Source organism: Candidatus Hodarchaeum mangrovi, from assembly GCF_975850365.1.
Genome location: NZ_CDLCQJ010000119.1, coordinates 1 through 13,385 on the forward strand (window position 1 = coordinate 1; position 13,385 = coordinate 13,385).

A 13,385-nucleotide genomic window follows, 5' to 3' on the forward strand; every position below is an offset into this window, starting at 1 on the left:
ACTTCCTCCTTCAGGACCTCTATTTCGTGAGACTTCTGCCCTAAATTTCTATATTTTTGTAATTTTAGTGTTCTTTATTGCAATTGGAATAATGATGTTAATAGCTTACTCTCGAATAGGACTTGCTTTTCAATCTATTCGTGAGGATGAAGATGCTGCCGAATCTCTTGGTATAAATGTCCGTAATTATAAGATTTTAGCTTTTACTATAAGTGCTTTTTTCGCTGGAATTGCAGGGGGATTATATGCCCAATGGTTTGGTTATGTATCCCCTACCTATCTAGAAAGCGCTGCGTCTTTTAATGTAATAATTATGGTTGTTATAGGAGGTGTGGGAACGATTTCAGGGGGAGTTGTTGGAGCTTTTCTATTAACGTTGCTTGTGAATATTTTTCTAAAGAATATTTTTAGTGGGGTTCACGGCCTAGATATGCTTTCGTTTGGTTTGTTATTGATCATTACCCTACGCTATATGCCATTCGGGCTTACTCGTGCAAAAAAGGATCAAAAAAGAGCTGTTGTTCTAGGGATTTTATTAGCATTAATATGGACGATCCTACCAAGTGGTAAAGGTTGGGGAATGGATCTTTTTTCATCTGTCTTACCAACTAGTGGATCATCAACAGATCTCATAAGTAAGCTAATATCAATAGCAGTTTCAGCTATTCTGACCATAGTAGGCAAAATTGACTATTTGGGTCAAATGGTTACATCTCTTACACCAGATAATATCTTTGTATTTATTTTACTCCTAATAATGTTTATTATTTCTATTCCAGCCTTCCTTGTCTTCCTAATTGGTGAAATTATTGGACTATTTTTCCTTCAGGGGATTTTAGGAATGAATTTAGGGTCTGCGTTAATAAAAGCCAAGTTTCTAATTTATACTTGTATAGGAATTCCATTTGCTTTCTATCTTCCAAAGATCTTCAAAGCACTTAGATTAAGATATTGGGGTGTTTGGCCTTCTGCTGGCCGATATGAACCCGATTAAATATCTGGAGAATAATAAAATGTCACTTAATACTTCCAAAGCTACTGAAAGTAGTTCAGAAGATCATGCACTTATCGTGATTAAAAACCTAAGTAAATATTTTGAAGGACTAAAAGCTGTTGATCAAGTTAATTTTTCTATCAATACTGGAGAACTTGTAGGGATTATTGGACCAAATGGAGCAGGGAAGACTACACTGTTCAATCTATTAACTGGATTCTTAAAACCAACTGAAGGAGAAATCGTATTTGATGGGAAAAATATTGCTGGTTGGCCACCATTTAAAATTGCAAAATTAGGAATAGCAAGAACGTTTCAACTAGTAAGACCTTTTAAATATCTAGATGCCTTACAAAATGCCATGGTTCCACATATTCCTAAAAATATGTTCAAAAAATCCTCAACTCTCCGAAATAAAGCTATTTGGTCCTTAATAACAGTTGATTTAGCTGAAAAAAAGAATTATCCAGCATTTATTTTACCCCATGGGGACTTGAAAAGACTTGATTTAGCAAGATCTTTTGCTGTACAACCTCGTCTTCTCTTATTAGATGAGCCATTTTCAGGACTTAGCTTCGAAGAAGCTTTTCGTGTTCAGCGTTTGATACGTGATGCCCATGAAAAGGGAATGTCAATAGTTATTGTAGAACATAAACTTAAAATCTTGATGCAGCTAGTTGAAAGAGTCTTGGTACTTGATCAAGGAAAGTTGATTGGTGAAGGATCCCCTAAAAGTATTGTGAATAATGAAAAAGTTATTAATGCTTATTTAGGAACAGAGGCGAAAAATTATGTCTAAATCATCCAATACTCATCTCCTTGAGCTTCAGGAAGCAAGCGTACATTATGGTCGAGCTATTGTACTAGCTTCAATCTCTATCAAAGTAGATAAAGGTGAATTAGTTGCTATTATAGGTCCCAATGGAACAGGAAAATCAACACTTCTTCGAGCAATCTCAGGTCTTGTAGAACTCGAAAGAGGTAAAATATTTTTTGAAGATAAGCTTATTGCTGAGTCAACCAAGAGTCAATTTCGAAGATTGGGTAGAAATAAGTCCCTTAAACCTCATAAAATTGTTGAATTAGGCATTATTCATTGTCCAGAAAGAAGAAGACTTTTTACTGAATCTACTGTACGGGATAACTTATATCTAGGCGCTTACGCCATTAACGACGAAGAATTCGTTGAAAATGCATTGAAGACAGTATTTAAATTATTTCCAATTTTAGAGGAACGATTAGATGAAAAAGCTGGAAATTTTTCAGGAGGCGAGCAACAGATGTGCGCGATTGCACGTTCATTGATGGGAAATCCAAAATTACTCTTACTTGATGAGCCTAGCTTAGGATTAGCTCCTATGGTCAAGCAAGCCATTGTTAACGCGATCAAAGAAATTCAAAAAACTGGTACAACTATTTTATTAGTTGAACAGGATGCAAGCATCGCTTTAGATATTTGTGATCGTGGATATTTATTAGAAGATGGAAGAATCGAGATAGAAGGGGCAAAAAATGAATTATTAAGTAATCCACATATTAAAGAAGCCTACTTGGGAATTATGTAATATTTTCCTTAAAAAATAAAATTAATCAATGAAAACAGTTATTAGCTAATATTAGCTTGTTAATTCACTATTCAAAGGATTTAAAGGGAATCATTCAAATAAATTCAGCCTTTTACTGGCAAATTGATGTTATAAGATCTTCTATATACTCTCTATATGTATAAACCATCTTTTTTGTATGCTCTTCACTCGATTGAAAGCTAGTAGTTCAGTACGATTGAGTAACCGACAAAAAGGTTGGTTCTCAAAATTAGATTTCCTTAATAGAAGGATTTCAGTGAATTGTCGGTGGCACTTCACTTGTAGTACCTAACTATATAATATTCATTTTGTCCCAAAATAACCTGGTTGAATTTTGTAATTCAAATGGAGAAAAGGTAGTAAGCTTTCGTTTTATAGGAGATACTAATTTTTGAGTCAACCATTGATTTGGATAGATGGAATAATTGGTGTAGGCAAAAGCACTACTGTCACTAAACTAGGTCAATCTCTTAATTTTCATATTTTCCCCGAGCCAGTAAATGAAGATTTACTTAAAATTTATTATCAAGATCAGTCACGCTGGGGATTTGCGTTTCAGATGAATATGTTAAATCAACGTTTTTCTCTGTATTTAGAAGCAGTTAAACAAGTATCTAACGGTCGAGGAGTAATTATGGACAGATGTTTACCAGGTGATCGTGTTTTTGCTCAAATGCTTCATCAAAGTCACAAAATTCATGATGTTGAATGGGCAATTTATGAAAACTCCTATAACTCTTTTATTAATTATTTACCACCACCTAATCTATTAATATTTCTCGAAACGACCCCTCTCAATGCTTTTCGAAGAATAAAAAAGAGAGCTCGTGAAGCTGAAAATTCAAACTTTTTACCCCTTGAATATCTCGAAAATCTATATCAGGAATATCAGAGATTTCTTAAACAAATACTTTCAGGAAATCATCCTTGGAGTTCGAAAATGGAAGTTTGGGTATTAGATTGGAATAAAGATTGGCTTCCTCTTGAGCCTATTGTTACCGAAATTCAAGAACTATTTTGTGGTGAAAATAGAGTTAAAACAGCTTTAATTCCTCAAAATAAGGATTCAATTATCTCAAATCTTTCTAATTAACACCTAAAAATGTTTAACAATAAAATCTTCATTATCAGTTAACCCTTTTCCTAATTTTTTATAATATACTTCTTGCATCTCAATTAATTGTTTGGGAATTTCATGAAAACTCTTTGGAAGTTTTAATCCTTTTAAATCAACAAACTTCTGAATTTCATTGAACTGTATCTGATACTTTTCACAGGTATCATGAGTACTGGTTAAAAATAGATTTCTCGCTACTCTCCCAAAGTACTAAGTCTTATTCCTACGATATGGTCCTTCTTGGAGAATTGCTACTATTTCAATTAAACCTAATTCCAGTAGTACATCTAGATGAAAGTATATGGTTGTTTTTTAAACTACTTTTAATTAAGCCTTTATCTAATTCTTTACTTATTTCGGCCACATTCAAGGCATATCGTCTAGTAGAGGTACCATCAGGAGAAAGCTCTTGTTTTCCTTTTTTTAATATTTTTATTATCTCCCTTCTAGCCAGATGTGAAAAATATTTTTTTTCTGGAACTGTTATAAATTGAAATAATGGAATGTTTTTTCTATAATCAAACAATTTTTACTTTTCATCGATCATTCAATACCATCCATGTAGCTTTGAGTTTAATTATAGGTTAAATGTGTGAATATTACGAGTATAGTTTGTTGAATTTGTCCGAAACGTAAATTATTTATACATTTTTACGCTTTGAATCATCCTCGAAAACAAATTAAATAACGATTTGGGATATGATCGAAACGTAAAATTAGTTAATAATTTTCCTCAAAAAAATAAATGAAGTGACTAAGATGAAATTTAAGTTATTAGGAAGTAGTGGTTTACGAGTATCTGAACTTTGTTTGGGTACAATGACCTTTGGAGAAGATTGGGGTTGGGGAAGTTCAAAAGAAGTTGCTAAAGAAGTTTTTCTTAAGTTTATAGAGAATGGCGGGAATTTTATTGATACAGCATGTAATTACACCAATGGAACAAGTGAAGAATTTCTAGGAGAATTCATTGAAGGTGATCGTGATCGTTTTGTTATTGCTACAAAATTTACTTTACATGATCACAGATGGAAAAAGGATCCTAATGCAGGTGGAAATCATCGCAAAAATTTGATTAGAACTGTAAAACAGAGTTTGAAAAGACTTCGAACAGATTATATTGATTTATTGTATTTACATATGTGGGATTATACTACTTCTGTCCATGAAGTAATGAGGACATTAGATGATTTAATTGCTGACACTAAAATTAATTATATTGGTATTTCTGATACTCCTGCTTGGATAGTAGCCAGGGCAAATACAATGGCTGAAGTTCGAGGTTGGAATACCTTTGTAGCGTTTCAATTTCCTTATAATCTATCATTTAGGGATCCCGAGAGAGAAATAATTCCAATGTGTAAGAAATTTGATCTAGCTATGACAGTCTGGGCTCCTTTAGGGGCAGGTTTATATACTGGAAAGTATACTCGCAATAATCAACCACCAGGTAGGTTAACAGAAGATAAATGGGGTGTTCCGTCTGAAGATAGGTTAGAAATTGCTCGAGAAGTTGATGCTATAGCAGATGAAATTGGGTGTTCTTCAGCAAACGTTGCATTAAATTGGATTAGGAGACAAAATGGTTTATTCATACCAATTTTTGGAGTTACTTCAGTAACCCAGATAGAAGATAACCTAAGATCACTTGAATTCGAAATAACAGAAGAACACTGTAAACGTCTAGCTGACATAGTCGATTTTAAATTTGGATTCCCTAAAGGTTTTCTCTTGGGAAATAAAGATCTTTATCATGGAGAAACGTTTAATCTTCTTAAAAACCACCGTGATTATGAGTAGAAGGAAGTAATTACATTGGATCCCATCGTGGTTATTGCTGATCCTAAATCTTATTTAGAAGCACTCAATCTAATTGGAGATCTCAGAGGCCTCAATGAAGTAGATAAAAGAGTAATAATAAAAGTTGGGATATATAATCCTGAGTCAAAAATCTGTACAACAGTTGAAACACTTAATTCCATTATTTCTGCATTCAATAAATCTGGAAAAATTCAAATAGTTGAATCTGATAGTGGCGCAGGACTTGGATTAGAGAGATTGAGAATTTGGGGGAGTTGTTTTAACGAACAGGTTCAACCTTTTAATCTGTCGGATGATACTCAAACTACAGTGGTAAATGTAGCTGGAGAAAATGTTTCCCTCTCCAATATTCTCTTTGGAAATCGTACTTTTGTCAGTACTCATGTGCCACGACGGTATGAGGAAACAGGAGATGAGGATTTAATGAATCTAGGATCCATAATAAAAAACTTATTAGGTTTGATTCCTGATAAAAAGAAGTTCCGATTTCATAACCGATTACCAAATACCCTGCTAGATCTCTATGAAGCAATCGGAGGTATTGATTTAGCTATTTTAGACTGTACTTATGTTTTTTTAGGAAGAAAAAGTGAACGGTTAATGGTTCCTTTAAATTTGTTAATATTTGGAAAAGATGCTTTTGCTGTTGAAGCTGTGGGAGCTTCTTTGGTAGGGTTTAATCCACTTGAGATGCCTGTATTACAAGAAGCTTACAATCGGGAATTAGGAGAGATTGATCTTCAAAAAATCAAAATAAAAGGAAATCTAAAAACTCCCAAGACTTTAATTGCTAAATCTTTTAATAATTTAACTAATTGATAGAGGTTTTAGCATACTTCTTTTTTCTAAGGTATATGAATCCTAAAACTATTATCAGAAAGTCAAGAGGAAATATAATTGCAGAAGAAGATGTACCGATATTATTCTTAAGTGCAGGTAATACGAAATTTGTGATCAGAAGGGGATAATCAAGATTTGATGATTCACCTGTACAAACAATAATTAAATTAAGATCAGGTATAACTAGAATATATTGACCTAAATACCCTCTAGCTGAATATCCAAAATAACCATATCTTTCAGGTTCAATCCACCATTGATAACCATAAAAAGCATCTTCCCAGTCTAATTGATGGTATTGATAAATTGATTCTTGCACCCACTGAGATGAAATAATTTGACTACCGTTCCATGTTCCGTTATTTAGATAAAGAAACCCAAATCTTGCCATATCTTGGGGAGTGAGAAATAACCCTGATCCTCCAATTGGGATATTATTAGGACAGGTGGTCCAAGTATTCAAAGAGATCCCAATAGGTTTAAAAAGGAATTTATTCGCAAAATCAAGAACAGTTACATTAATTCTTTGTTGTACGATTGCTAGTAAGAGATAACTGAGTCCAGAATGGTAAACAAATTTAGAACCAGGATCTGAAACCATTTTCATATCAAGGACAAATTTTACCCAATCAGAACTAACCATTAGTTGTCGGTACAGATTGGAGGAATCAGAATAAGAAGAATTCCATTCATCCCATTCTAAACCACTTCTCATCTGGAGAAGATGTTTAACAGTCATATTCGATTTCCGAGAATCCATATTGGTAAATAACTTGTTTGGAAAAAAATCAATGACATAGTCATTTAACGATAGATATCCTTTATCTATTGCTATACCAACAATTGCTGAAGTGACACTTTTTGATACTGAATAGCAGATATGATCGAAATCTTTATTGTAACCTAAAAAGTAATTTTCCTTTACGATATATCCATCTTTAATTAGTAGAAAACTATCTAAACCATAATATTGATCAGCTATAAATGAATCCATGTCTTCCAATATATTTGAACTTATATTCATTTCTTCAGGTGTTTTAGTTCGCCATTCTATCGTAGGCCAATATACAGAGGTATTTTCATTATTAACTGAACTTGATTGTAAGAAAATATTATTAAATGTCATAAAAATGCTGATCAAGAATATTAAAATTGTTTGCCTTCTCAAAGACTTCAGTGTCTCCGAAAGATTAATTTATGAAAACAAAGTTTGATTTTAATAATATTTAAGTTTACTGCAAAGAGATACCTTGTGATTTCTTACTAGATTTGTAAGTAAGATAATGAAATATCTGGGTACCTATTAATGAGGAAACCACAACATCTGACAAATAATGTGCTCCTAAAACAATCCTACTCATGCTTATGAGGAAAATCCATATTAGAACAAAAATTTTAGCCAAAAAGCGTAGTTTTCTTTTTTTGGGATTAATAAGGACAATTATGGGAAATACCATCCATGCCATAGCTACATGTCCAGAAGGAAATGATAGATTACCATTTATACCCTGTGGATAAAACCACAAAGTGAAATTAGAATGATCAGTGGTTAATTCACGAAATCTAACTCTTCCCCAGAGAAGTTTTAGTGTTTGTACGAGAAATAATGGAAATATTATAGCCATTCTCAAGGTTATATGAGAAAACTCTGAAGAAATAGATTGAGAAGATAAAAAAAGAGTTAACAATGTCGTTATAAAAATACTGACTAGTAAAAGAAATAAGTCTAAGAGGAATGTCTGATCTAAAATAAATATAGAAATTATTATATCCTTGGTCACAAAATAGAGAAAAATGGAACTTAATAAAAATTTCAACTTTTGCCATAACTTATTATACTTATTATTGAGTGTAAATAATAAGATAGCTAAATAAATACAAATATATCCTGGTACTTCCCCAAAATCGGCTAGAAATTGAGCCCACCAAGATTTTGGATCAAATAAAATCTCTGAGATTATTATATCACCTATTGTTCCAATCAATAAAAAGATGAACAATATTAAAGAAATTTCAAAGTTTTCATTATAGAATATTAAATTTTTAATTTTCTTCAAGATTTGAGTTTGGTTCACAGTTCTCCAGTTTCAACTATTCTTAATAAGCACTTCCAAAAATGTTTATCAGAGTTGATAATTATGCGATGTCAATTTGTTTTTACTCCTTGGGAGAGCAAAGCCCTAATTGCAAAAGCTATTCTTCAACATCCCTTAATAGAGGCAACTCTTGAAGAGGGAGTCATAGGAATAGGTAGAGGAACAACAAATGCATATATAATTAAGGAAATATTAAAACACACTGAAAATGAAGACTTTTCCTTTGATATTGGTAATTATGTAGCAGGTTGTGTTGATGGTAGTCTTTGGGAAAGTCATCCAGACACACGTGCTCCAGAAATTGCTTTCATTGATGGGAAACCCAACATTCAACCAATGAATCAGACTATAGAAGAAGCAGATGTCCTATTGAAAGGCGCGAACGCAATAGGCTCTGAAGGAGTGGCAGGAGTGTTATGTGCACACCCACAAATGGGAACAATGGGAACAATTTATGCTAGAGCATTGGCAAGGGGAATCACTATTATTGTCCCAGTCTCTTTAGAAAAACAAATAACTCATGCAATTACAGAAATTCTTCCTCTTTTAGGGGGTCAGGTCAATATTGATTATGTCCATGGATTACCGGTTAGTCTATTTCCTGTAGTTGGTGGAGAATTATTTACAGAAATTGAAGCAATCGAATTTTTAGCTCCTAGTTCAGATGTTTACCATATAGGTTCAGGGGGAATATACAAAGGTGCAGGCGCAGTAATTTTAGAAGTTAATGGAGTTGAAGAGGAGTTAAAAGATATGATTTCTATTTATGAAGAAATTAAAAAGATTACACCATTAAATGTCAATCTAAAACCACATTCATAACCTTTAACCTAAATTGCTCAATCCTTCTTCGATTTTGTTAAGAATAATCTGAATTTCCTCGGGTTGTATGATTAAAGGGGGGAAGAAATTTATTAACTTGTTTGAAATTTCCACAATAATCACAGAAAACCCCATTTTTAATCATACTAAGAGTAAAGAATAATGAAAATAATTCATCTTCAAATTCAATCCCCCACATTAATCCACGACCCCGAACATCAATAATTTTTTCTGATTTTTCCTTTATTTCTAATAAACCCTTTTGAAACAAGTTTCCCATCTCTTGAACATGTTTCAAGAAACTAGGTTCAGAGATAATTTCCAACATCTTTCGTGTTACAAAACATCCCAATTCAGATCCCCCAGTTGTTGATATATGTAGAAAAGGATCTTCCTCAAATACTTCCTCTAGAAATGGTTTATAGGAGGTGGTACTTAACGGATAAACTCCTGCAGACATTCCTTTAGCGAGAACTATAATATCAGGAACAATTTTTTCATCTGGATAAACTCCTCCATGAATCCCCCACAGCTGGCCTGTTCTTCCTAAACCTGTTTGGACTTCATCTATGATCATTATTGTTCCAGTTTCATTACAAATCTCTCGTATTTCAGAAAAATACCCTTTTTCCGGAATTAATATACCCCCTGTGGCTGGAATTGTCTCGAATATTACTGCAGCAGTCTCCTCCGTGATTGATTTATGAAGTATGTCTATATTACCAAATGGTACGTGTTTAAAATCCGTTAAATTCCAATGAAAAGGTTCTCTGAAACTTTTTGAACATGCTCCTAATGCAAATCCAGTTACTCCATGATATGCTTTATCTGCTGAAATTATTTGTGAGCGTTTCGTATATCCTCGTGCAAGCTTAATACTCAAGTCAATTGCTTCCCCCCCTCCTACTGAAAACATGGTTTTCGATATATCTCCAGGAAGAAGTGTAGCTAATTCTTTTCCGAGTAAAGCACGTTGTTCACTAATTAAGTGATGATCGCCAATATCTAGACCAGCTTTTAATCCATCTGTCAATGCTTTGTCTATTTCAGGATGATGACTTCCTAAATTCTTAACTCCACCTGACGTATGACAGTCAATGAGTTTCAAAGGTGGATCGTCTTCTCTTAATCCTTCTAACATTTCAATGTAAATCCCATATCGCTTACCCTGTACCATTTTAAGATTTAATTGTTCAAAAAAACTCGATTTGGGTTTACATACATGTTGAGAATATATCTCAAAAATCTCAGATGTTTTCATTAAAAATCCTTTCTCTCTGTTAATTTTCTTTTTTATTCGATATTTTTAATTGATAAAGATTCCCACCTAGAAAATGTTAAGTATTTTATAAGTTACGATTTTTTTTATGTCAATATTTATTCTTGTAACTAAATTTAAGCAGTTTGATTTTGCATCACGTAAAAAACAAGGCCAAGAATTCCTTAAATTGGTAAAAGAAAAAGTTCCAACGGTCAAATGGATTGCTCACTATGCTATTTTGGGACCTTATGATTTTTTAGATATTTTTGAAGCAAAAGATGAGATTGAAGCAGCTAAAGTATCTTTATTATCTCGATCAACTGGAGCTAGTTTTGCTGAAAGTTGGACTGCTATTTCCTATCCTGAATTCTTGACTTTAGTGGAAGAAATTAAATAATATCTTCGTTAAACTGCTATTAAGTGTTGATTGTTAGGAGTACTGGAACATAAAGATATGCAAAGAAAATACTTCCAGCACTACTTGTAATTATGACTGTTTTTAGTAATTGTACAGCTGCTTCTCGATTCTGCTTTTTTAATAGCTGAATACTGACGATAATTTCAAGAATTCCCAAAATAAATGGACTAATACTCACAACTAATATTCCTTGACTCATCAATAGCAAGTTAATTACTGTAAGTCCTATAACTCGTAGAATTATTATTGAAGAAGTTAAGATTGAAGCTCTTTTCCACCCCAAATATACTGCGGTTGTAAGATCTCCAATCTGCTCATCGGTGTCTAAATCAATTAGAATGGTAGGAAGGTGAATCCCAGAAATAAGTAATAGACCAAAACCAATTGCTAGGATTAATTTTTCAGGTGGAATATAGATTTCCGGACCTAAAAGAGAAATGTAGAAGGGTACAAAAAATCCAATTATGAACATAGTAATAAGAAGATCAAGAAAAGGCCGTGATTTAAAACGGATAGGAGGAATTGAATAACATAAAGATCCCAAAATTCCCATTGTGTATGCTAGTAAAGCTAGGAACAATTTTTTAAAAATAAAAGACTTGGGAATAAATATAAAATTTAAAGGAATTACACTTACCCATATTACTAATATCCAGATAAAAATATTTTTCTTTTTTATATTTAGTGAATATGCCATTGGGTTTCTTAAAGAAAACGTACGTGGATTTAACTTATCAGAATATCGATCATAATAACCATTAAGAGCGAAATGGCCTGCTGTAAACAAAAACACACTACACCCTCCAATGAGGATTGATACCACTGGAAAGCTATAGAATAACCCAAACATAACCGCAACAATACCAAACAAAAAACACCATTCTGGTCGTGAAAGGCCGATTAACTGGATTAGATGTTTAAAATATGCGCTCATTAAGTATCCATACCAATAGTCAAGTAATTTTGGTATTTACTCCTAATTTAACCTAGGTTTTTGTATTTTTCAGCTGGATAACTCTTATTAGCTTTATAATTTTTAGTAAACTAACCCAGACATCGGATACAGCCTTCTTTACTTCCTACCAAACCACTTCGCTTTGTTGTTTGACAATTGGAGCACACAATTTCGCCACAATTAGAACATGTTGTTAAATGTTTGGTACATACTTCCTTTAAACAGGAAGTGCATTTTCCTATATGATCTGAGCACTGGAAAGTTTCACAAAGGGGGCAAAGTAATATTAATCCCTTTTCTTGGCATTTTTCACAATATGCCTTTCCACACGTTTCACATTTTATAAGATGACTTGTTCTTTGACAAAAGTAGATCTGACAGCCATTACATTGAAACCGATGACGTGGACAGATAATTTTACCACAAAGGGGATCTCCACATTTAGTTGCATGAGAAAAACAGATATTCCGCGAACATCCTTCATGTTCACATACTCGGTGATGCTTATCACAACTCCCACTAGTACAGATATCACATCGTAGAATATGTTCTTCACATAGGAGCATATCACAATCTGGATTAGAGCATAAATATCCGATAGGTAATTCTAAATCACAAATAGAGCAATATCCATACAAACCTACCGTATTAAACGAATTAAAATTAAAACTGACCGTCAATTCAATCTCAGGATTTCCTGGATTCTGTAATTTTACCTGACCAATTGTACGGGGAATCCAACATACATATTTATCTTTGATTTCTATTTCGGATTCACTAGGTCGATAATATTCTTTGGGTCGATGTCGATTTCGTATTTCTTCTATTTCCTCTTTTACTACCGCAATTGCTTTCATTTCTTCCTCATTGAGCTTTTCTAATTCTTTATCTAATCCCTCTTCTGCGAGCATATGCTCTGCAATTTGAAAATTTAATTTCTCAATTGATTTATTTTTTGATGTAATAGATTTTCTAATTGCTATTACAGGTTTATTTTCTGCTTCTCTTTCGCCTATCGATGCTTCTAGATCATTTAGTTCTTGAAGAATTATTTCAATTTGGGATTTTTTCTCTCGTGATTTTGTTCTAGCCTTCATTAAATTATTTTGAATTTTATCTTTTTTAACCAAATACTGCTTTTTAATGGCTTCAATCCGTTGATTCAAAAAGTGATGTAATATTTCTTGTTCTTGGCTTTCTATTTGAGTTCTAGCTTCTGGAAATGTTTTAATCAAAAACCAAATAATATTTCTATCCGTTTTTTCAACTCTTTCTTTTGAAACATAAGCATATTTATTAAATTCTGGAGTTAAAACTAATTTACTGGCGACTTCCGTATCTTGGAGAAATATAGAATCAATTGCTGATTGTTTCCAATTTAAATCTTGAGTTAAATCTAATGATCGTTGAAACTCTTGATATAATCGGAGATCTTGCTTCGTGCTTTTAGGTAAGGGGAGTTTTCGTTCCATTTGGAC

14 protein-coding genes are annotated in these 13,385 nt (G+C 33.0%); 8 read left to right on the top strand and 6 right to left on the bottom strand.

What is annotated here, in order from left to right; translation table 11 throughout:
* The 4 genes from ACWVCY_RS11700 to ACWVCY_RS11715 form a co-directional block, all read left to right on the top strand.
* Positions 1-994 (top strand): branched-chain amino acid ABC transporter permease (locus ACWVCY_RS11700; RefSeq protein ID WP_455143009.1); only part of this gene is annotated, 994 nt, incomplete at its 5' end.
* A 19-nt stretch (positions 995-1,013) separates the two neighbouring features.
* A complete protein-coding gene (locus ACWVCY_RS11705) occupies positions 1,014-1,793 on the top strand; it encodes an ABC transporter ATP-binding protein (RefSeq protein ID WP_455143010.1) in 780 nt (259 codons plus the stop codon).
* Positions 1,786-2,559: an ABC transporter ATP-binding protein gene (locus ACWVCY_RS11710; protein WP_455143011.1), complete on the top strand. Its 774-nt coding sequence runs from the start codon at positions 1,786-1,788 to the stop codon at positions 2,557-2,559. The genes ACWVCY_RS11705 and ACWVCY_RS11710 overlap by 8 nt, the downstream gene beginning before the upstream one ends.
* Before the next feature lie 412 nt (positions 2,560-2,971).
* The gene (locus ACWVCY_RS11715; protein WP_455143012.1) at positions 2,972-3,673 is read left to right on the top strand and encodes a deoxynucleoside kinase; all 702 of its coding nucleotides are present in this window, start codon (positions 2,972-2,974) and stop codon (positions 3,671-3,673) included.
* 283 nt (positions 3,674-3,956) lie between these two features.
* On the opposite strand, the gene ACWVCY_RS11720 is transcribed toward ACWVCY_RS11715, so the two are convergent.
* Positions 3,957-4,223, bottom strand: a complete 267-nt coding sequence (locus ACWVCY_RS11720; RefSeq protein WP_455143013.1) for a hypothetical protein — start codon at positions 4,221-4,223, stop codon at positions 3,957-3,959.
* A gap of 233 nt (positions 4,224-4,456) precedes the next feature.
* Between ACWVCY_RS11720 and ACWVCY_RS11725 the strand changes: the two genes are divergently transcribed.
* Positions 4,457-5,494, top strand: a complete 1,038-nt coding sequence (locus ACWVCY_RS11725) for an aldo/keto reductase (protein WP_455143014.1) — start codon at positions 4,457-4,459, stop codon at positions 5,492-5,494.
* Positions 5,495-5,509: 15 nt separating this feature from the next.
* On the top strand, positions 5,510-6,334 hold the full coding sequence (locus ACWVCY_RS11730; protein WP_455143015.1) for a DUF362 domain-containing protein: 825 nt from the start codon (positions 5,510-5,512) through the stop codon (positions 6,332-6,334).
* On the opposite strand, the gene ACWVCY_RS11735 is transcribed toward ACWVCY_RS11730, so the two are convergent.
* Positions 6,327-7,523: a serine hydrolase domain-containing protein gene (locus ACWVCY_RS11735; RefSeq protein ID WP_455143016.1), complete on the bottom strand. Its 1,197-nt coding sequence runs from the start codon at positions 7,521-7,523 to the stop codon at positions 6,327-6,329. The two genes, ACWVCY_RS11730 and ACWVCY_RS11735, sit on opposite strands and share 8 nt — an antisense overlap.
* A gap of 64 nt (positions 7,524-7,587) precedes the next feature.
* Positions 7,588-8,430 carry a phosphatase PAP2 family protein gene (locus tag ACWVCY_RS11740; RefSeq protein WP_455143017.1) on the bottom strand — a complete coding sequence of 281 codons (843 nt, stop codon included), beginning with the start codon at positions 8,428-8,430 and terminating at the stop codon, positions 7,588-7,590.
* 63 nt (positions 8,431-8,493) lie between these two features.
* On the opposite strand from ACWVCY_RS11740, the gene ACWVCY_RS11745 reads away from it, so the two are divergent.
* Positions 8,494-9,273 (top strand): hypothetical protein, encoded by a 780-nt coding sequence (locus ACWVCY_RS11745; protein ID WP_455143018.1) that lies wholly within the window; start codon positions 8,494-8,496, stop codon positions 9,271-9,273.
* 37 nt (positions 9,274-9,310) lie between these two features.
* Here ACWVCY_RS11745 and ACWVCY_RS11750 read toward each other — a convergent pair whose 3' ends face one another.
* On the bottom strand, positions 9,311-10,534 hold the full coding sequence (locus tag ACWVCY_RS11750; RefSeq protein WP_455143019.1) for a class-III pyridoxal-phosphate-dependent aminotransferase: 1,224 nt from the start codon (positions 10,532-10,534) through the stop codon (positions 9,311-9,313).
* Positions 10,535-10,640: 106 nt separating this feature from the next.
* On the opposite strand from ACWVCY_RS11750, the gene ACWVCY_RS11755 reads away from it, so the two are divergent.
* Positions 10,641-10,931, top strand: coding sequence for a GYD domain-containing protein (locus ACWVCY_RS11755; RefSeq protein ID WP_455143020.1), 291 nt, complete (start codon positions 10,641-10,643; stop codon positions 10,929-10,931).
* A 19-nt stretch (positions 10,932-10,950) separates the two neighbouring features.
* Here the strand turns inward: ACWVCY_RS11755 and ACWVCY_RS11760 are convergent, their stop codons facing one another.
* Together ACWVCY_RS11760 and ACWVCY_RS11765 are read right to left on the bottom strand one after the other, a co-directional pair.
* Positions 10,951-11,886 carry a UbiA family prenyltransferase gene (locus tag ACWVCY_RS11760; RefSeq protein WP_455143021.1) on the bottom strand — a complete coding sequence of 312 codons (936 nt, stop codon included), beginning with the start codon at positions 11,884-11,886 and terminating at the stop codon, positions 10,951-10,953.
* Positions 11,887-11,996: 110 nt separating this feature from the next.
* Positions 11,997-13,385 (bottom strand): hypothetical protein (locus tag ACWVCY_RS11765; protein WP_455143022.1); only part of this gene is annotated, 1,389 nt, incomplete at its 5' end.